This is a genomic window from Microbacterium galbinum (genome assembly GCF_023091225.1).
Classification (GTDB): Bacteria; Actinomycetota; Actinomycetes; order Actinomycetales; family Microbacteriaceae; genus Microbacterium; species Microbacterium galbinum.
Genome location: NZ_JAHWXM010000001.1, coordinates 29,630 through 49,352, shown reverse-complemented (window position 1 = coordinate 49,352; position 19,723 = coordinate 29,630). Strand labels below are relative to the sequence as shown.

Below are 19,723 nucleotides of genomic sequence, written 5' to 3'. Positions count from 1 at the left end.
AGCCCTCTGCGCACGTCGCGCAGAGGGCTTTCTCGTTCGGAGAAGGAGGTACCGGCGTCAGAACCAGTCGCTCTCGCGCACCTGGCGCATCGCCGTGCGCCGCGTCTCGGGATCGAGACGCGAGAGGTAGAGCTTGCCGTCGAGGTGGTCGGTCTCGTGCTGCAGAGCCTGCGCGAGCAGCCCCTCTCCTTCGAGCACGACCGGCGCGCCGTGGAGATCGATGCCCTCGACGCGAGCCCAGGGGTACCGCAGCGCGTCGTGCCAGAGGCCGGGCACCGACAGGCACCCCTCGCCCGTGGGCACGGGCTCCCCGCGCACCTCGGTGAGGACGGGGTTGATCACGTATCCGATGTCGCCGTCGATGTTGTAGCTGAACGCCCGCAACGCGACACCGATCTGCGGCGCCGCGACGCCGGCGCGCCCGGGCAGCTCCACGGTCTCGACGAGGTCGGTCACGAGAGCACGGACGCCGTCGTCGATCTCGTCGATCGGTGCGCACACGGTGCGCAGCACGGGATCGCCGAAGATCCGGATCTCACGGACGGTCATGCGGATGCCTCCGTCCGCAGTCCTTCTACCAGCAGCGCGGCGAGCTGACGCGCCGCGAGACGCGTCTCGGGCTGCAGGTTCGCGAACACGATCGCACCGCCGGCGGCGAGCTGCGCGTCGTAGGGCATCTGCACCACGCTGCGGACGCGGGAGGCGAAGTGCGCTTCCAGCTCGTTCACGCGCACGAGCGGTGTGCCGGGCGTGGAGTGGTTGAGCACGACGATTGCGTCGTGCGCGCGATCCTCGAACCCGTTCGTCTCCAACCAGGTCAGGGTCTCGGACGCCAAACGCGCCTCGTCGACGCTGAGACCCGAGACGATGACGATGCGGTCGGCGAGATCGAGCGTGGCCGCCATCACCGAGTGCACGATGCCCGTACCGGTATCGGTGAGAACCAACGAATAGTAGTGCGCGGCCAGATCCGCCACGTCGCGGTAGTCGGTGTCGCTGAACGCTTCGGCGATGCGCGGATCGGTGTCCGAGGCGAGCACGTCGAGCCGCGTCGCATCCCGCGCGACGACCGCCGAGATGTCGTGGTACCCCGTCACCTGATCGTGGCTGCGCACGAGATCGCGCACCGACTTCGTGTGCTGCGGACGCACGATCCGATCGGCGAGCGTTCCCCGGTCGGGATTCGCGTCGATCGCGATGACACGGTCGTCACGAGCATCCGCCAGCGCCATGCCCAGCAGAGCCGTGATCGCGGTCTTCCCCACCCCGCCCTTGCGGGAGAGCACCGGGACGAACCGGGCTCCGCCGGGCAGCGGAGCGGCGATCCGGGCGGAGAGCGCCTTGCGCTCGCGCGCGCGACGCCCGTCGCCGATGTTGATCCGTCGGCCGGAGATCGAGTACAGCAGGTGGCTCCAGGCGCCCTCGGGTTCGGGCTTCGTCACACGATGCGGATCGAGCAACCGGTCGGTCGTGAGCAGATCGGCGGATTCGCGATTCGCGCCGCTCAGATCGCCGAGACGCTTGGACGTCAGCGTCACCTCCGGCGGAGCGGTGCGTGGTGCGACGGACTTCTTCGGGCTCTCCACGGGAGCGGTCTCCTTCACGGAGGTGGGAGCAGGCACCACAACGGGCACGGGCTCGGGAGCGGGCTCGGGAACGCGGGCGGGCTCAGGAACGCGGGCGGGCTCGGCCTCGGCGACGACCTCCTCGACGGCGGCGGCGATCGGTGCGGAGGACACCGCGATGACGGCATCCTCCAGCACGATGTCGGCGATGACGGCCTCGTCGACCTCGCCGTCGATGATCTCTTCATCGGCGAGATCGTCATCGTGCTCCTGCGGTATGACGACGCTCACCTGGGCGGTTCCGCCGAGGATGCCGATGCCGGTCGTCGCGACGGACGCGGCGTCGTCGAGCACCCCCATCGTGTCGTCCTCGCGGGGATCAGGGGTGTTCTTCGGGGTCACTGTCTCGCTCCAAGCATGCGCAGGCGAGGGCGCGCCGCATCGTGCGCTGCCCCCCGCCCGGACAAGGTTAGTGCGCGGGACGGATGACGACCAAAAGATCGCCGGCGTCGACCTGCTGCGTCGACGAGATCGCGTGGCGCTCGACGACACCGTCGACGGGTGCCGTGATCGCGGCCTCCATCTTCATCGCCTCGATCGACGCGACGGGCTCACCGGCTCGGACCGTGGCCCCGATCTCGGCCTTCAGGGTGACGACTCCCGAGAACGGAGCGGCGACCTGACCGGGAACGGAGGTGTCGGCCTTCTCGACCTCGTGGGCGTCGACGGAGATCGCGCGATCTCGCACGAAGACCGGTCGGAGCTGGCCGTTGAGAGTCGTCATCACGGTGCGGATGCCGCGGTCATCGGCGTCGCCGATCGCCTCGAGCCCGACGTACAGTTGCACGCCACGGTCGATCTCGACCAGATGCTCCTGCCCCGCCACGAGGCCGTACAGGTAGTCGCTGGTGTCGAGCACCGACAGATCGCCGAAGAGCTCGCGCATCTGGCTGAACTCCTGCATCGGCGCCGGGAAGAGCAGGGTGTTCAGACGCGCCCGCCGCGTCGCGCTGTCGCCCGCGAGGGCCGACTCGTCGTCGGCCGTGAGGTCGGTCAACCCGACGCGGACCGTGCGTCCCGCGAGCACCTTCGATCGGAACGGCTCCGGCCATCCGCCCGGCAGGTCGCCGAGCTCCCCGGCCATGAAGCCGACGACCGAGTCCGGCACATCGTACTTCTCGGGGTTCGCCTCGAAATCGGCCGGGTCGGCCTTCACCGCGGCGAGGTGCAGGGCGAGATCGCCGACCACCTTCGACGAGGGCGTGACCTTCGGCACGCGACCGAGGATCCGGTCGGCGGCGGCGTACATGTCCTCGATCAGCTCGAAGTCGTCGGCGAGGCCGAGCGCCTTGGCCTGCTGACGCAGATTCGAGAGCTGGCCACCCGGGATCTCGTGGTGGTACACGCGCCCCGTGGGCCCCGGGAGACCCGACTCGAACGGCGCGTACTGATGCCGTACGGCTTCCCAGTACGGCTCGAGATCCGAGACGCCCGCGAGATCGATGCCGCTGTCGCGGTCGGTGTGCGCGAGCGCGGCGACCAGCGCCGACAGCGAGGGCTGGCTCGTCGTGCCCGACAACGGAGCGGATGCGGCATCCACCGCGTCGACACCGGCGGCGCTGGCGGCCAGGAGCGTGGCGAGTTGCCCGCCCGGGGTGTCGTGCGTGTGCAGGTGCACCGGGAGATCGAAGCGCTCGCGCAGCGCGGAGACGAGTTTCGCGGCGGCTGCCGGACGCAGCAGACCCGCCATGTCCTTGATGGCGATGATGTGCGCCCCGGCATCGACGATCTTCTCGGCGAGGCCGAGGTAGTAGTCGAGCGTGTAGAGGTCCTCGGCCGGATTCAACAGGTCGCCGGTGTAGCAGAGCGCGACCTCCGCGACCGCCGTCCCGGTACGCCGGACCGCCGCGATCGCCGGACGCATCTGCTCGACATCGTTGAGGGCGTCGAAGATGCGGAAGATGTCGACACCGCTCGCGGCGGCCTCGGCCACGAAGGCATCGGTGACGGCCGTCGGGTACGGCGTGTAGCCGACCGTGTTACGCCCGCGGAGAAGCATCTGGATCGCCACGTTCGGGAGCTCCGCCCGCAGCTTGTCGAGGCGCTCCCAGGGATCCTCGCCCAGGAACCGGAGCGCGACGTCGTAGGTCGCCCCGCCCCATGCCTCGACCGAGAGCAGCCCCGGCGTCAGTCGAGCGACGTAGGGAGCGGCCGCGACGAGGTCCTTCGTGCGCACTCGCGTGGCGAGCAGCGACTGATGCGCATCGCGGAAGGTGGTCTCGGTGATCGCCAGCGCGCTCTGCGCGCGCAGTTCGGTCGCGAACCCTTCCGGTCCGAGTTCGAGGAGGCGCTGACGCGAGCCGGGCACCGGCTCGGCGGCGAGGTCGATCGCCGGCAGCTTCGTGCGAGGATCGACGGCCCCCGGGTGCGCACCGTTCGGCTTGTTGACGGTGACGTCGACCAGCCAGTTGAGGATCTTGGTGCCGCGGTCCTTCGACACCCGTCCGCGCAGCAGTTCGGGACGCTCGTCGATGAACGAGGTGCTGAGGTCACCGGCAACGAAGGCGTCGTCGTCGAGCAGCGCCTGCAGGAACGGGATGTTCGTCGAGACGCCGCGGATGCGGAACTCCGCCAGCGCACGACGCGCACGGGCGACCGCCGCGGGGAAGTCGCGCCCGCGGCAGGTCAGCTTCGACAGCATCGAATCGAAGTGGGGGCTGATCTGCGCTCCCTGGTGCACGGTTCCGCCGTCGAGACGGATGCCGGCGCCGCCGGGCGATCGGTACGTCGTGATCTTCCCCGTGTCCGGGCGGAAGCCCTGCGTGGGATCCTCGGTCGTGATCCGGCACTGGAGGGCCGCTCCGCGCAGCTGCAGGTTCTGCTGCTGCAGGCCGAGCTCCGCCAGCGTCTGACCGGAGGCGATGCGCATCTGGCTCTGGACGAGGTCGACGTCGGTGACCTCTTCGGTGACCGTGTGCTCGACCTGGATCCGCGGGTTCATCTCGATGAAGACGACCTCACCTGCCCGCTCCCCCGCGGTCTCGAGCAGGAACTCGACCGTGCCGGCGTTCTCGTACCCGATCGACCGTGCGAAGGCGACGGCGTATCCGTGCAGGGCGGTGCGGATGCCGTCGTCGAGGTTCGGCGCCGGGGCGATCTCGACGACCTTCTGATGGCGGCGCTGCACCGAGCAGTCGCGCTCGAAGAGGTGCACCGTCTCACCGGTCTTGTCGGCGAGGATCTGCACCTCGATGTGACGGGGACGCACCACGGCCTGCTCGAGGAACATCCGCGGGTCGCCGAAGGCGCTGTCCGCTTCGCGCATCGCCTCGGCGAGTGCGGGGGCGAGTTCGGCGGCGCTCTCGACGCGACGCATTCCGCGCCCTCCACCGCCGGCCACGGCCTTCGCGAAGAGGGGGAAACCGATGTCGGCGGCCTGCGACACCAGCGCCTCGACGTCGGCGGATGCCTCGGTCGAGCGCAGCACGGGCACGCCGGCATCGACGGCGTGGCGCTTGGCCTCGACCTTGTTGCCGGCCATCTCGAGCACGGCGGCGGGCGGACCGATGAACACGATGCCGTTGGCGGCGGCCTTCTCGGCCAGCTCCGGGTTCTCGGACAGGAAGCCGTAGCCGGGGTAGATCGCGTCGGCGCCGGACTCGAGCGCGACGCGGATGATCTCGTCGACGTTCAGGTACGCGCGCACCGGATGCCCGCGCTCGCCGATCTCATAGGCCTCGTCCGCTTTGAGGCGGTGCACGGAGCCCCGATCCTCATGCGGGAAGACCGCGACGGTCCTGGCTCCGACTTCGTAGGCCGCGCGGAAGGCACGGATCGCGATCTCGCCGCGGTTGGCCACAAGGATCTTCTGGAACATGCACACCTCTGGAAGCTCGATGTGCGCGTGGATGCGCGCACATGGGGCGGGGCTGAGTGTCCCCCCAGACTAGGGCAAGGTAACGTGGAGTCCGTGCACGTACTCAGCGTCAGCTCTCTCAAGGGAGGCGTCGGCAAGACGACCGTGACCCTCGGCCTGGCCTCAGCGGCCTTCGCCCGGGGCGTCCGTACTCTCGTCGTCGACCTCGACCCGCAGTCCGATGTGTCCACCGGCATGGACATCCAGGTGGCAGGACGACTCAACATCGCCGATGTCCTGGCGAACCCGAAGGAGAAGGTCGTCCGCCAGGCGATCACCTCCAGCGGCTGGGCGAAGGTGCACCCCGGCACGATCGACGTGCTCATCGGCAGCCCGTCCGCGATCAACTTCGACGGCCCGCACCCCAGCGTGCGCGACGTGTGGAAGCTCGAAGAGGCCCTCGCGGCCGTCGAGGCCGACTACGACCTCGTTCTCATCGACTGCGCACCGTCGCTCAACGCCCTCACGCGTACGGCCTGGGCCGCGAGCGACCGCGTGATGGTCGTCACCGAGCCCGGCCTGTTCTCGGTGGCCGCGGCCGACCGCGCCCTGCGCGCGATCGAGGAGATCCGCCGCGGACTCTCCCCCCGTCTGCAGCCGTTGGGCATCGTCGTGAACCGCGTGCGCCCGCAGTCGATCGAGCACCAGTTCCGCATCAAGGAACTGCGCGACATGTTCGGACCGCTCGTCCTCTCCCCCCAGCTCCCCGAGCGCACGTCACTCCAGCAGGCGCAGGGCGCCGCCAAGCCGCTGCACATCTGGCCGGGCGACTCGGCGCAGGAACTCGCCGCCGACTTCGATCAGCTCCTCGATCGCATCATCCGAACGGGGCGCATCCCGGTCCCCGAGACCGGACAGCAGGCGTAACGCCTCGCAGACATGAGAAACGGCCATCCTCGACGAGGGTGGCCGTTCTTGTGTCCGGTCGGACGGTGGGTCAGGCGGAGCGCTTCGAGCGGCGGCTGGCCAGCTCGTCGACGGGGTCCGGAGCCGTGGGGTCGAACTCCACCAAAGTGGACTCGACCTCGCGGAGCACCTTGCCCACGGCGATGCCGAACACGCCCTGGCCGCGGCTGACGAGGTCGATGACCTCGTCGTTCGACGTGCAGAGGTACACCGAGGCACCGTCGCTCATGAGCGTGGTGCCGGCGAGATCGCGGATGCCGGCGCGACGCAGCTCTTCCACCGCGGTGCGGATCTGCTGCAGCGAGATACCGGTGTCGAGAAGGCTCTTCACGAGCTTGAGCACGAGGATGTCGCGGAAACCGTAGAGACGCTGCGAGCCCGACCCGCTGGCGCCGCGGACGGTCGGGACGACCAGTTCCGTGCGCGCCCAGTAGTCGAGCTGGCGGTAGGTGATGCCGGCGGCACGAGCGGCGACCGCTCCGCGGTATCCGACCTCGTCGTCCATCGCCGGGAGACCGTCGGTGAAGAGGAGTTCGGGCACGAACCGCGGGTCGCCTGTGAGCTCATCCGCATTCATTTCAAATCCTCCCTGGAACGGTTACCTCCACGCTAGAGCAGCACCCCCGGGGCGGCAACGACATCCGCGACACCGCGAAGGTGTGTCGCAATCAGTTCGTTACGAAAGGACGCGCGTGAGCGCTTCCTTGACGAAGAGCCCGCGGACCTCGTCGATCTTCGATGCCAGTTCCGGCGCCAATTCGCTCGCTTTCGCGCGCGACGCGGCGTCGGTCCGCCGCAGCAGCGCGGAGAGCGCGGACTCGATGAGAGCGACCTCGCGGTCCGCCCCCTGACGCAGTGCGCGCAAGTGCCGCGGCTCGATGCCGTGACGGTCGAGGGCGACCAATCCGCGCAGCAGAGCGACCGTGGCTTCGGGGTATGTCTCCTGCGCGGTGATGACGCCGGTGCTGATCGCGTCGTTCAGCAGCTGAGGGCCCGCACCCGCCGCGGAGAGCAGCTCGGTACGGCGGTAGCGGCGCGGCGTCGGGGTGATCGACGGCGGAGGCGTGAGGGCTGCGGACTCCGTGCTCGCCTCGTCCAGCTGCTCGCGGATCACGCTCAGCGGAAGGTAGTGATCGCGCTGGAGCGTGAGACCGAGACGCAGGCGCTCGATGTCGGCCTGCGAGAACTTGCGGTAGCCCGACTCCGTGCGCGAGGGGGTGACGATGCCCTGCACCTCGAGGAACCGCAGCTTGCTGGAGGTGAGATCGGGGAAATCGGGCGTCAGACGTGCGAGGACCTGACCGATGCTCAGAAGACCCGCGGACGCAGATCGTTCGCGGGCCGGGGAAGCCGCCATCAGGCGTTGGCCGCCGCGCGGTCGACCGGGGAGGCGAAGAAGTTCAGCCGGAACTTGCCGACGCGCACCTCTGCTCCGTCGACCAGGGGGCTGCGGTCGAACCGCTCGCCGTTGACGTACGTGCCGTTCAGCGACCGCTGATCGATGATCTCGAACGCCGCGCCGTTCCGAGTGACCTCGGCGTGCCGACGTGAGACCGTCACGTCGTCGAAGAAGATGTCGGCCTCGGGGTGACGCCCGATCGTGGTCACGTCGGTGTCGAGGAGGTAGCGTGCACCCGCCAGCGCGCCGGAGCGCACCAGCAGCAACGCGGATCCGGAGGGAAGCGCGGCGATCGCCGACTGCTCGACCTCGGTCAGTTCCACTCCGAAGGGAACGAACGACAGGTCGGAATCGTGCCCGAACGTCTGCGTCACGTCGTGCTTCTGCTCGCCGGATCGGTGAATCGCCGCTTCTGCGGCCGGTCGGCTCTCGCTGTCTGTCACTTTGCCCTCCTGATCGTCCAGACTATCGGATGCCGAGCCCCCCGCGGGAGCCGCATCCACAGTCGATTCCCACATTCAGGCATCGCACACCGGATATTCCTAGGGTGGTGGGGTGCAGACCACCATCCTCCGGCGCTCGACCGCGCCCTTCGCTCTCGCCGTGGCCCTTCTCGCCGCCTTCCTCGTGCTCTTCGCTCCCCTGTCGGCTTCGGCGCATGACGACCTGATCTCCTCGTCTCCAGCGGCGGACTCGACGATTGATGTGCTCCCTTCGGAGATCGTCCTGACGTTCAGCGCTGACCTGATCAGCGGCGGGAACGGAACTGATGTGCGGGTTCTCGACGCGAACGAGAATCTCGTGTCCGACGGAGACCCCATCGTCGAAGGTGCGACCGTAACCCAGCCGTTGCTCGCCGAGGCTGCCTCCGGCCTGTACCGCGTGCAGTGGCGGGTGGTCTCCAGCGACGGGCATCCAACGGCGAAGGAGTTCACCTTCACGGTCACGAACAGCACCCTGCCGACCACCGAACCGACGCCCGCCCCCACCGAGTCGGCCTCCTCCTCGTTCGCCCCCGCCCCGACAGCGACGCCCACCGCGACGCCGACCCTCACGGCCGACGACCCCGCGGACACCGCATCCTCGCCGGCCTGGATCTGGATCCTCGTCGTCCTCGGCATCCTGGTGATCGCCGCGGGGATCGCGCTCGCCGTCATCCTCTCCCGGCGTCGCCGGAGCGCCTCGCCGGCCGGTTCCGACGACTCCGCGGCGCGATAGGCTTAACGCATGCCTCATTACGACGTCGTCATCCTCGGTGCAGGTCCTGGTGGATACGTCGCTGCGGTTCGCAGCGCGCAGCTCGGCCTGTCCACCGCCATCATCGAGGAGAAGTACTGGGGTGGTGTCTGCCTCAACGTCGGCTGCATCCCCTCCAAGGCCCTCCTGAAGAACGCGGAGATCGCCCACACTCTGAAGCACAAGGCCGACTTCTTCGGCATCTCGGGCGAGTTCTCGCTCGACTACGGCAAGGCGTTCGACCGCAGCCGTGTCGTGGCCGATGGCCGCGTCAAGGGCATCCACTTCCTGATGAAGAAGAACAAGGTCACCGAGTACGACGGCCGCGGCACGTTCACCGGCCCGAAGGTTATCTCGGTCGCCAAGTCCGACGGCACGACCGAAGAGGTCACCTTCGACAACGTGATCATCGCGACCGGTTCGACGGTGCGCCTGCTCCCCGGCGTCACGCTCAGCGAGAACGTGGTCACCTACGAAGAGCAGATCATGAGCCGCGAGCTCCCCGAATCGATCGTCATCGTCGGTGCCGGCGCGATCGGCATGGAGTTCGCCTACGTCATGACGAACTACGGCGTGAAGGTCACGATCATCGAGTTCCTCGACCGTGCCCTCCCCAACGAGGATGCCGACGTCTCGAAGGAGATCGCCAAGCAGTACAAGAACTACGGCGTCGACATCCTCACCTCGACCAAGGTCGAGACGGTCGTCGACAACGGTTCGTCCGTCACGGTCACCTACACCGGCAAGGACGGCCAGTCCGGCTCGATCGAGGCCTCGAAGGTGCTCATGTCGATCGGGTTCGCCCCGCGCGTCGAAGGCTTCGGCCTCGAGAAGACCGGTGTCGAGCTCACCGAGCGCGGCGCGATCGCGATCGACGACCACATGCGCACCAACGTCGAGGGTATCTACGCCATCGGCGACGTGACCGCCAAGCTGCAGCTCGCCCACGTGGCCGAGGCCCAGGGTGTCGTCGCCGCCGAGACCATCGGCAACGCCGAGACCATGACCCTCGGCGACTACCGCATGATGCCGCGCGCGACGTTCTGCTCCCCGCAGGTGGCGTCGTTCGGCCTCACCGAGCAGCAGGCGAAGGACGAGGGGCGCGACATCAAGGTCGTCAGCTTCCCGTTCATGGCCAACGGCAAGGCGCACGGCCTCGGTGAGCCGGTCGGCTTCGTCAAGCTCATCGCCGACGCCGAGCACCTCGAGCTCATCGGCGCCCACATGATCGGCCCCGACGTCTCGGAGCTGCTGCCCGAGCTGACGCTGGCCCAGAAGTGGGACCTCACCGCGCTTGAGCTGGCGCGCAACGTGCACACGCACCCGACGCTGTCGGAGGCACTGCAGGAGGGCTTCCACGGCCTCGCAGGACACATGATCAACTTCTGATCGCCCGCGCGCCTCTCGAAGGCACCGCCACGAAGGCCCGGTCCGCGCTCGCGCGACCGGGCCTTCGTGCGTATGGCGGCCGTGCATGCTCAGCCGAGCGGATGCTCCCACCGCAGTTCGAGCCGAGCCGGCAGCGCCGATCTCACCCGCCATCCCGCCGGCGTCACCGCGTCGAGCTCGACCGCGGTGTAGGAGCGGCGGATGCTGCGCAGGCCGTCGATCCGGATGAACGAGTCCGCGAGGAGGTTCTTCGCGAACAGCGCCGTGCCCGCGGCGTAGAGCGCATAGGCGGCACGTCCCCGCGCGATGTCCTGATGTGCGACGACGCCACCCGGCTCCGCCAGCTTCTCGCTGTCGCGGAGGAGAGCCGTGAGTTCGGCGGAGTCGAGGTGGTGGAGCAGATGATTCGAGACGACGATATCGAACCGCTCTCCGGCATCCGCCAGCGTCGCGCTGTTTGCGCATCGGTACTCGACCCCGGCCGTGCCGTCATGGGCGCGTGCCCAGTCGATCGCCCGCTCGTCCGGGTCGAGCGCCGTGATCCGAGCCGACAGCCCGTCTCCTCGAAGGCGTCCCGCCAGATACCGGCAGAGGTCTCCCCCGCCCGCCCCGATGTCGAGGATGCGCACCTCGCCTCGTCGTGCGCGCGGTCGTACGTGCCGCCGATAGAGCAGCCCCGGTCGCGACACCAGCGCGTTGACGACCGCGAAGCGCCGATACGTGCGCTCGAGCATCCGCAGATCGGCTTCGGGGTCGTCCATGAGTTCTCGCAGGCCGACCGCCCGCTCCCGGAGGTCAGGCGCCATGACCGCGCGGCGTCTCGACCGTCATCAGCGCGCTCTCCGCGGTGAGCCCCGGGCCGAAGGCCATCGCCGCGACACGATCTCCGCGCTGCGCGCCCTCCTCCTCGAGGATGCGCTTGAGCACGAACAGGATGGTGGCGCTCGACATGTTGCCGTTCTCGCGCAGCACGGCGCGCGCCGGGTGCAGCTGTGCGTCGCTCAGATGGAGACGCTCCTGGATCCGGTCGAGGATGCTGCGTCCCCCGGGATGGATCGCCCAGTGCGCGACCCGCTCGCCGATCGCGCCCTCCTCGAACGCGATCGACATGTCGTGCTCCCCGACGTACAGCGGACGCAGCGCTCCGAGAATGGTCTCGCCGATGATCTGCGGCACAGCGGTCGAGAGGATCATCTCGAAGCCCTCGTCACCGATCGTCCAGGCCATGTCCTTCTCGCCCTCGGGCGCGATCGCCGTGTGGAAACGGTCGAGACTCAGCGCCGGCACCTCCGACGGCAGCTGGCGGGCCGTGACGATACCGGCCGCCCCTCCGTCGGCGAACAGCGAGGTCGCGACGATCGTGTCGGGGTCGTCGGAAGACCGCAGATGCAGGGTGCAGAGCTCGACACTCACGACGAGGACGACGGCATCCGGATCCGCCGCGCAGAACTGGCTCGCCGCGCGCAGGGCCGGCATGGCGGCGTAGCAGCCCATGAAACCGAAATGGAAGCGCTGCACGCTGTCGGCCAGTCCGAGGGCGCGCACGATCTCGTACTCGGGTCCCGGGGCATGGAAGCCCGTGCACGAGACGGTGATCACGTGCGTCACATCGGATGCCTGAAGGTCGGGATCCTCCTCGATCGCCCGCTGCGCGACCTCCACGAACAGCCTCGTCGACTCGCGCACGTAGATGTCGTTGCGCGCCCGGGTGCCCGGCGCGAGCAACTGGCGCGTCGCCGGGGCGAAGAACACGGGCTCGTCCGTCTCGTGCAGCGGCGAGAACTCCTCGATCACGGTGTGTCGGGTGTCGATGCCCGAGCCGTCGAAGGATGCCGTGACGATCCGCTGCGCGAGCCGCCCGAGACCGGGCTGCTGCGCGAAGACGTCTCTCACCGCGTCCTGCGCGATGACGGTGTCGGGAACGATCGTCTGCAGCGAGCGCAGGACGGCGGGACGACTCATGGTGTCACTCAAGCACGCGGCCTGTTCCCGGGGGAAGGGGGTTGTGCCGTGTCGCGACCTCTGCGAAGGCTCAGAAGCCGAGTGCGCGGGCGAGCTTCGATCCGGAAGAGGCGTCGCGCCCGCCGGCCGTGCGCACCGCGGCCTCGACCGCGGAGAAGAAAGCCTCGCGACCGTCGGCGTCCGCGGGCGCGGCCGGCCCCAGCTCCATCTCCCACTCGCGCCACGCGCGCTCGACCCCCTGGCGGAGGTCGGTGGCGCGGACCCGGTCGTCGACGAACTCGGCGATCACGCCGTCGGGTCCGGTGAACAGATACGCGGTCCGGTCATTGCGGATGCGCGCCAGGGGCGTCAACGGGTCGGTGGCCCAACGGGCGACCGTGGCGGCGACGGCATCCGGGATGCCCTCGCCGTCTCCGAGCGGCCATCCCAGCTCGAGCCGGCCGTCGCCCTCGCGCGGCCCCTTGACGTGCCAGCCCGCATCGGGACCGCCGGTGCGTCGACGCAGCGCCACTCCGGAGCGCGACAGCGCCCCGTCGGCCGTATCGAAGTACTGGGCGTCGAGGTCGCGGGACTCACCATCCGTGACGGTGTCGACTCCGGGGATCGCGTCCCAACGAGGGAGCGGCGTCGCATCGTCGACGTCGAACTTGCGCTCGACTTCGACGGTGCGAGACGGCTCAGTCATCGTTGGACGTGAGGTCCTCGAGGGACTCGTCGTACCAGTAGTCGATCTCGGTGGGGCCGTCGTCGGAGCCGGTGTTCTGCGGCTCGCCGCGACGGTTGTACACCACCTGCGTCTCGCTGTAGGGGACGATCAGCTTGTCGTCCGCGTCGCCGAGAGGAATGATCTGCCCGTCTAGCGGGCCGCCGTGAAGTCGTGCGAGTGCCATGCCCTCACCCTATCGCCGTGCTCCGACCTTCGGGCGGAGAACCGGCGGGTCCGGGTCAGACGGCGAGGACGCCGAGCACCGCACCCACGATCATCCAGGGACCGAAGGCGATGCGCGTGGTGCGATCGGCCCGCCGGAGCGCCATGAGCCCCAGGGAGTACAGCGCGCCGAGCACGAAAGCGGATGCCGCGCCCACCGCGAGGGCCGTCCATCCGTGCCAGGCCAGCACCAGGCCGATCACGGCCGCGAGCTTCACGTCGCCGCCTCCCATGCCCGAGCGACTCAGCAGACGCAGCAGGGCGTAGAAGCCGCCGAGCACGATCATGCCCAGGAGCGCGCGGATCGACGGCGCCCGGTCGCCGGTCGCGAGTGCATCGACGAGTGCGAGCAGCAGGAGTCCCGCGAGGGTCGGGAGCACGATGCGATCGGGCAGGCGGTGGGTGCGCGCGTCGATGACGAGCAGCCACCCGCCGATGCCGAGCAGCATGAGGTGGACGAGCCCGATGAGGGCGAAGCGCGTATCCATCCCGGAAGGCTAGGAGATTCCGGTTCCGTCCCGCGGGGCGCTGTGGATAACCTCGGCCTGCCGCCCGGACTCCCGTTCGCGCAATGTCCGATGTACGAATTAGCATCGACTCCATCACTTGATTAATTCGAATATTCGTTCGAGGATGGAAACCATGGGGATCGGGCTCGATGCGGTGACCGCGCTCTCTCCGAACAGCGATGCGCGTGCGGGAGAGGTGCTTCGTCTGCGCCGCGAGATCAGTCGGATGCAGCGTCGCCGCAGCGACCAGGCGGTGCTCCCGCTCGACCCCGCTCTCTCCTCCATCCTCCCCGACGAAGGTCTCCTCGCAGGCACCGCGTACACGCTCTCCCCCTCGCCGAGCCTCGTCCTCGCCCTGTTGAGCGCGGCATCGCAGAAGGGGCACTGGTGCGCCGTCGTCGGTATGCCGACGCTCGGCGTCGAGGCGGCCGCGGGCTTCGGAATCGATCTCGACCGGCTGATCCTGGTGCCCGATCCCGGCGATCGCTGGTTCGCCGCGACCTCCGCCCTCGCCGAAGTCGTGCCGCTGATCGCCGTGCACCCCGGAACACGATTGCGCGACGCCGACGTCTCCCGCCTGAGCGCCCGGCTGCGCGATCGTGGCTCCACGTTGCTCGTCACCGGCGTCTGGCCGCAGAGCGAGGGGTCCATCCGCGTGCACGACCCGCAGTGGAACGGCCTCGGCGCGGGCTGGGGGCTGCTGTCCGACCGCACGGTGACCGTGACCGCGCAGACCCGCCGACGTCCGCTCGCTTCCAGCGTTCGCGTGCGACTGCCCGGGCGTGACGGTGCGCTCGAGTCCGTGACGACCGAGCTCGCCGCGCTCCCCTCTCTGCCCGCGCGCACGCAGAGCCCTGCGCCGGCGCCCGAGCTCCTCCGTTGGGCGGAGGCCGGATGAGCGCCCCTCTCCGCGTCCTGGTGCTGTGGTTCCCCGACTGGCCGCTGCGCGCCGCACTGGGCGACGCGCTCCCGCACCCGCCGACGGCCCTGATGCAGGCGAACATCGTCGTCGCCTGCACCGCTTCCGCTCGCGAGCACGGAGTGCGGGTCGGGCAGCGCCGTCGCGAGGCGCAGGGGCGCCTCTCCTCCCTGCGCGTGCTCCCCCACGATCCCGACCGCGACGAGCGTGCTTTCCTCCCCGTACTGCAGCTCATCGAGGAGCACGCCCCCGGCGTCACACTGCTGCGACCGGGACTCGCGGTGCTCCGCGCTCGCGGGATCTCCCGCTATCACGGCGGAGAGGAGGCTGCCGCGGCCTGGCTCGTGACGCAGCTCACCGAGGCCGGGTTCCCCGAGGTGCGCATCGGCGTCGGCGACGGCCCCTTCACCGCCGAGACCGCCGCCCGCGGGCCGCAGCGCTGCACCGTCGTGCCGCCGGGTGAGGCACGGGAGTTCCTCGCACCGTTCCCCGTGCAGGTGCTGCGCGACGAGCAGATCACCGGCCTCCTCCTCCGCCTCGGCGTCCGCACGCTCGGAGAGTTCGCCGCCCTCGGCCCCGTCGACGTGCGCGATCGCTTCGGCGAGCGCGGCGCCCGTCTCCGGGCGCTGGCCGCGGGCGCGGACTCGCAGCGCCTCGTGCCCCGTCCTCCCGACCCCGAACTGATGCGGAGCGTGGAGTTCGAGACCCCATTGGGTGGCGCGGATCAGGTGGCCTTCGCCGTGCGGCAGACGGCCGATGCGGTGATGCTCGCGCTGGGCGAGGCATCCGTCGTCTGCACCGAGGTGCGCATCGACCTGACCGACGACAACGGGCAGGTGTTCTCCCGACCGTGGCTGCACCCCTCGTGCTTCGACGCCTCCGACCTGGTCGACCGGGTGCGCTGGCAGCTGGAGGCGCTGGCGGCGCAGACCGCGAAGGATCCCGTCGACGAGGCACGGGCGTTCGGCGGGATCTCGGCGGTGCGGATCGTGCCGGTCGCGGTCGATGACGCCGCTCACCACCAGCCGGGGCTCTTCGGCTCCGGCACGGACGAACGCCTGCACCACGCCGTGTCTCGCGTGCAGACCATGCTGGGGCACGAGGGCGTGGTCACCGCCGCGCTCGCCGGCGGACGGTGGCTCGCCGACCGCCAGGTGCTCACTCCCTGGGGTGAGCGCGCGGTCGCTCCGCGCGACCCCGCCTCCCCCTGGCCCGGGAGCCTGCCCGATCCGCTTCCCGCCGAGGTCTTCCGCCCGCCCCGTCCCCTCGGGGTCACCGGAGCCGACGGTGCCGCGATCCGCATCGACGAGCGCGGAGCCCTCTCCTCCGATCCCGCGTTCATCGACGGCACCGCCGTGCACGCGTGGGCAGGACCCTGGCCCGTTCACGAGCGTCGCTGGGCCTCGGGCGGAGGTAAGAAGGGGCATCGCTTCCAGGTCATCGATGACCGGGATCGCGCCTGGCTGGTGTTCTGCGCCGGTGGGCGCTGGTGGGCCGAGGGACGGTACCGCTGATGGGCTTCCACAACCCGCCTCTGAAGTGGGGCGAGCTGGCTCGCACTCTGAGCGGCGAGCCACCGCCCGCGAGCGCCGAGCCCTCCGGGGCGCGGGCCGATCCGGGCCCGGTGAGCAGGCGACGCAAGAGTATCCCGCCGTCGTCCGTGCCGCGCCCCGATGACGCCGTGCCCTACGCAGAGTTGCACGCCCACTCCTCGTATTCGTTCCTCGACGGCGCGTCCTCCCCCGAGGCGCTCCTGATCGAGGCCGAGCGCCTCGGACTCAGCGCCCTCGCACTCACCGACCACGACGGCTTCTACGGTGCCGCGCGCTTCGCCGAGGTCGCCGAGCTCATGGACGTCCAGCTGCAGACCGTCTTCGGAGCAGAACTGTCGCTCGATCTCCCGGCCCCGCAGCGCGGCACACCCGATCCGGCCGGCGAGCACCTGCTCGTCCTCGCCCGCGGGATGGAGGGCTACCACCGGCTCTCCGGAGTCATCACCGCCGCGCAGCTGCGGGGCGGTGAGAAGGGCCGCCCCGTCTACGATCTCGACGAGCTCGCGGCGAGCGCCGGAGGCCACTGGACCATCCTGACCGGATGCCGCAAAGGTGCGGTGCGTCAGGGGCTCGAACGCGGTGACGCCCGGGAGCCGTTGCAGCACCTCGTCGACCTCTTCGGCGCAGAGCACGTCGCCGTCGAGCTCTTCGACCACGGAGATCCGCTCGACACCCGTCGCAACGACGTGCTCGCGGAGTTGGCGGGACGGATGCACCTCCCCGTCGTCGCGACGAACAACGTGCACTACGCCGCTCCGCAGCAGGCGCCGCTCGCCGAGGCCGTCGCCGCGGTCCGGGCGGTGCGCAGCATGGATGAGCTCGATGGATGGCTCCCCGCGCACGGGGGCGCGCATCTGCGCAGCGGCGCCGAGATGTCGGCGCGCTTCCGGCGGTACCCCGGAGCCATCTCCTCGGGGCTCGAGCTGGCCGCGGCATCCGCCTTCCCCCTGCGTCTCGCCCGCCCCGCACTCCCCCGGCAGAGGGTCCCCGAGGGGCACACCCCGATGAGCTGGCTGCGCCGACTCGTCTGGGACGCCGTGCCCTCGAAGTACCCCCGTATCGACGACGCCGGCCGGAGCCGGATCGAACGCGAACTGAACGTGATCGAGGAGAAGGACTTCCCCGGCTACTTCCTCATCGTTCACGGCATCGTCGCCGAGGCCCGTCGCCGAGGCATCCTCTGCCAGGGGCGCGGGTCGGCCGCGGCGAGCGCGGTCTGCTACCTGTTGGGGATCACCGCCGTCGACCCCATCCTGTACGGGCTGCCCTTCGAGAGGTTCCTCGCGACGACCCGTCAGGAGGAGCCCGACATCGACGTCGACTTCGACTCGCGACGCCGGGAGGAGATCATCCAGTGGGTGTACGCCGAGTACGGCCGGGAACGCGCCGCGCAGGTGGCGAACGTGATCCAGTACCGGCCGAAGAACGCCGTGCGCGACATGGCCAGGGCGCTCGGGCACTCCCCGGGACAGCAGGACTCGTGGTCGCGGCAGGTCGACGGCTGGGGTGCCGGGCTGGAGCCCGCAGAAGGGCACGACATCCCCGAGAACGTTCTCGCCTACGCCGGTGAGCTGATGAAGGCGCCGCGCCACCTCGGCATCCATTCGGGCGGGATGGTGCTCACGGCACGTCCGGTCGGCGAGGTCGTTCCGGTCGAGCACGCACGCATGGAGAACAGGACCGTCATCCAATGGGACAAGGACGACGCGGCGTTCATGGGCCTGGTCAAGTTCGACCTGCTGGGTCTCGGGATGCTGGCGGCCCTGCAGCACTGCTTCGACCTGATCCACGAGGCGACGGGCGAGCTCTGGACGCTCGAGACCCTGCCCAAGGAGGAGCCCGGCGTCTACGACATGCTCTGCCGCGCCGACTCGATCGGCGTCTTCCAGGTGGAGTCCCGGGCGCAGATCGGGTTGCTGCCCCGTCTGCAACCGCGGAGCTTCTACGACCTCGCGATCCAGATCGCCCTCATCCGTCCGGGCCCCATCCAGGGCGGGGCGGTGCACCCGTTCGTGCAGCGCAAGATGGCGAAGGACAGGGTCGACGAGGAGAACAGGGAACGCGCGGCCCGAGGTGAGGCGCCCGTCGACTTCCCGATCCCCTATCCGCACGCGGATCTCGAGCCGATCCTGAAGCGCACCTTGGGCATCCCGATCTTCCAGGAACAGCTGATCCAGATGGCGACCGCGGTCGGCGACTGCACGGCCGACGAGGCCGACCTGCTCCGTCGGGCGATGGGATCCAAGCGCGGCCTGGAGAAGATCGAGAAGGTGCGCGAGAAGCTCTATGCGGGCATGGCACGACGCGGACTCGATGAGGCGGCATCCGATCGCATCTACGCGCAGATCCAGGCGTTCGCGAACTTCGGTTTCGCGGAGTCGCACTCCCTGTCGTTCGCCCTCCTGGTCTACGCCAGCTCCTGGCTGAAGCTGCACTACCCCGCTGCCTTCCTCGCCGGCCTCCTGCGTTCGCAGCCCATGGGGTTCTACTCCGCGGCGACGCTGACGGCGGATGCCCGTCGGCACGGCGTGGAGGTGCGGCGCCCCGATCTGCAGGTCTCCGGGGCCACCGAGACGCTCGAACCGCTCACCGGAGCAGAGGGCCGGATACCGACGGGCCGCGACTCCTGCCGCGTCATGCCCCAGCCGCCGACGCTGCGCTTCGACCGCGATGCCCCGGACGAATCCGAAGCCCACCGTCGCGATGGCGGCTACGCCGTGCGAATGGGGCTCAGCGGGGTGCGTGGGATCGGGGTTCCGATGGCCGAGCGGATCGTCGCGGAGCGCGAGGCGCACGGCCCGTATCGCGATCTGAACGATCTCGTGCGGCGCACGGATGCCACGGCCGCGCAGCTCGAGGCGCTCGCGACCGCCGGGGCATTCGCCTGCCTCGGGCTGGAACGCCGAGAGGCCATCTGGCTCGCGGGGGCGGCGGCCGATGACCGCTCCCGCTTCCTGCCGGGGACCAGCGTGTCGGTGCAGCCTCCCCTGTTCGCCGATCAGAGCAGCTACGAACGCCTCTCCGCCGATCTGTGGGCCACCGGGGTCTCGACCGACGACCACCCGATGCTGCACTTCCGCGCGGCGTTGGGCGAGCGCGGCGTGCTCACCTCCGCCGATCTGCGCACCCACGAGACGGGCCGCCGTGTCGAGGTCGCCGGCCTCGTCACCCACCGCCAGCGACCGGCGACTGCGGCGGGCGTGACCTTCGTGAATCTCGAAGACGAGACGGGACTCGTCAACATCATCTGCTCGGCGGGCGTCTGGAACCGCTACCGCCGGGTCGCTCGGGACTCCCCCGCACTGATCATCCGGGGAATCCTCGAGCGCTCCGAGGAAGGGGTCATCAATGTGCTCGCGGATGCCTTCGACGATCTGCGCACCGGCCTCTCCCACCGCTCGCGGGACTTCCGATGAGTACCCGTGTGCCGGAGGGTCGTCC

Annotated in this window: 17 protein-coding genes; 6 read left to right on the top strand and 11 right to left on the bottom strand. The window is 69.7% G+C overall.

Annotated elements, in window-relative coordinates:
- Window positions 1-57: 57 nt before the first annotated feature.
- From def to KZC52_RS00235, 3 genes are all read right to left on the bottom strand, one after another.
- Window positions 58-549: a peptide deformylase gene (gene def, locus KZC52_RS00245; RefSeq protein WP_247622070.1), complete on the bottom strand. Its 492-nt coding sequence runs from the start codon at window positions 547-549 to the stop codon at window positions 58-60.
- Window positions 546-1,967, bottom strand: coding sequence for a MinD/ParA family ATP-binding protein (locus KZC52_RS00240; RefSeq protein WP_247622069.1), 1,422 nt, complete (start codon window positions 1,965-1,967; stop codon window positions 546-548). Before KZC52_RS00240 ends, def begins: the two co-directional genes overlap by 4 nt.
- Window positions 1,968-2,034: 67 nt before the next feature.
- Complete coding sequence (locus tag KZC52_RS00235) at window positions 2,035-5,442, bottom strand: pyruvate carboxylase (protein ID WP_247622068.1); 3,408 nt, start codon at window positions 5,440-5,442, stop codon at window positions 2,035-2,037.
- Window positions 5,443-5,535: 93 nt separating this feature from the next.
- Here KZC52_RS00235 and KZC52_RS00230 point away from each other — a divergent pair, with 93 nt between their 5' ends.
- A complete protein-coding gene (locus tag KZC52_RS00230; RefSeq protein WP_247622067.1) occupies window positions 5,536-6,348 on the top strand; it encodes a ParA family protein in 813 nt (270 codons plus the stop codon).
- A 70-nt stretch (window positions 6,349-6,418) separates the two neighbouring features.
- Here KZC52_RS00230 and KZC52_RS00225 read toward each other — a convergent pair whose 3' ends face one another.
- The 3 genes from KZC52_RS00225 to KZC52_RS00215 form a co-directional block, all read right to left on the bottom strand.
- Window positions 6,419-6,964: a MerR family transcriptional regulator gene (locus tag KZC52_RS00225; RefSeq protein ID WP_247622066.1), complete on the bottom strand. Its 546-nt coding sequence runs from the start codon at window positions 6,962-6,964 to the stop codon at window positions 6,419-6,421.
- A gap of 99 nt (window positions 6,965-7,063) precedes the next feature.
- Window positions 7,064-7,744, bottom strand: coding sequence for a transcriptional regulator FtsR (gene ftsR / locus KZC52_RS00220; protein ID WP_247622065.1), 681 nt, complete (start codon window positions 7,742-7,744; stop codon window positions 7,064-7,066).
- On the bottom strand, window positions 7,744-8,229 hold the full coding sequence (locus KZC52_RS00215) for an FHA domain-containing protein (RefSeq protein WP_247622064.1): 486 nt from the start codon (window positions 8,227-8,229) through the stop codon (window positions 7,744-7,746). Before KZC52_RS00215 ends, ftsR begins: the two co-directional genes overlap by 1 nt.
- 112 nt (window positions 8,230-8,341) lie before the next feature.
- On the opposite strand from KZC52_RS00215, the gene KZC52_RS00210 reads away from it, so the two are divergent.
- Both KZC52_RS00210 and lpdA read left to right on the top strand, forming a co-directional pair.
- Window positions 8,342-9,004, top strand: a complete 663-nt coding sequence (locus KZC52_RS00210) for a copper resistance protein CopC (RefSeq protein WP_247622063.1) — start codon at window positions 8,342-8,344, stop codon at window positions 9,002-9,004.
- 9 nt (window positions 9,005-9,013) lie between these two features.
- Window positions 9,014-10,411 carry a dihydrolipoyl dehydrogenase gene (lpdA, locus tag KZC52_RS00205; protein WP_247622062.1) on the top strand — a complete coding sequence of 466 codons (1,398 nt, stop codon included), beginning with the start codon at window positions 9,014-9,016 and terminating at the stop codon, window positions 10,409-10,411.
- Window positions 10,412-10,500: 89 nt separating this feature from the next.
- On the opposite strand, the gene KZC52_RS00200 is transcribed toward lpdA, so the two are convergent.
- The 5 genes from KZC52_RS00200 to KZC52_RS00180 form a co-directional block, all read right to left on the bottom strand.
- Window positions 10,501-11,217: a methyltransferase domain-containing protein gene (locus KZC52_RS00200; protein ID WP_247622061.1), complete on the bottom strand. Its 717-nt coding sequence runs from the start codon at window positions 11,215-11,217 to the stop codon at window positions 10,501-10,503.
- The gene (locus tag KZC52_RS00195) at window positions 11,207-12,373 is read right to left on the bottom strand and encodes a type III polyketide synthase (protein ID WP_247622060.1); all 1,167 of its coding nucleotides are present in this window, start codon (window positions 12,371-12,373) and stop codon (window positions 11,207-11,209) included. The genes KZC52_RS00200 and KZC52_RS00195 overlap by 11 nt, the downstream gene beginning before the upstream one ends.
- 70 nt (window positions 12,374-12,443) lie before the next feature.
- A complete protein-coding gene (locus KZC52_RS00190) occupies window positions 12,444-13,058 on the bottom strand; it encodes a CYTH domain-containing protein (protein WP_247622059.1) in 615 nt (204 codons plus the stop codon).
- Window positions 13,051-13,263 carry a response regulator gene (locus KZC52_RS00185; protein ID WP_247622058.1) on the bottom strand — a complete coding sequence of 71 codons (213 nt, stop codon included), beginning with the start codon at window positions 13,261-13,263 and terminating at the stop codon, window positions 13,051-13,053. Before KZC52_RS00185 ends, KZC52_RS00190 begins: the two co-directional genes overlap by 8 nt.
- Before the next feature lie 55 nt (window positions 13,264-13,318).
- Window positions 13,319-13,789 (bottom strand): prepilin peptidase, encoded by a 471-nt coding sequence (locus tag KZC52_RS00180; RefSeq protein ID WP_247622057.1) that lies wholly within the window; start codon window positions 13,787-13,789, stop codon window positions 13,319-13,321.
- Between the two features lie 154 nt (window positions 13,790-13,943).
- Between KZC52_RS00180 and imuA' the strand changes: the two genes are divergently transcribed.
- From imuA' to KZC52_RS00165, 3 genes are read left to right on the top strand one after another with little or no spacing between them, the layout of a single operon-like run.
- Window positions 13,944-14,708, top strand: a complete 765-nt coding sequence (imuA', locus tag KZC52_RS00175) for a DnaE2-dependent mutagenesis accessory factor ImuA' (protein ID WP_247622056.1) — start codon at window positions 13,944-13,946, stop codon at window positions 14,706-14,708.
- Window positions 14,705-16,243 (top strand): DNA polymerase Y family protein, encoded by a 1,539-nt coding sequence (locus KZC52_RS00170; RefSeq protein WP_247622055.1) that lies wholly within the window; start codon window positions 14,705-14,707, stop codon window positions 16,241-16,243. The genes imuA' and KZC52_RS00170 overlap by 4 nt, the downstream gene beginning before the upstream one ends.
- A complete protein-coding gene (locus KZC52_RS00165) occupies window positions 16,243-19,698 on the top strand; it encodes an error-prone DNA polymerase (RefSeq protein ID WP_247622054.1) in 3,456 nt (1,151 codons plus the stop codon). The genes KZC52_RS00170 and KZC52_RS00165 overlap by 1 nt, the downstream gene beginning before the upstream one ends.
- Window positions 19,699-19,723 lie beyond the last annotated feature (25 nt).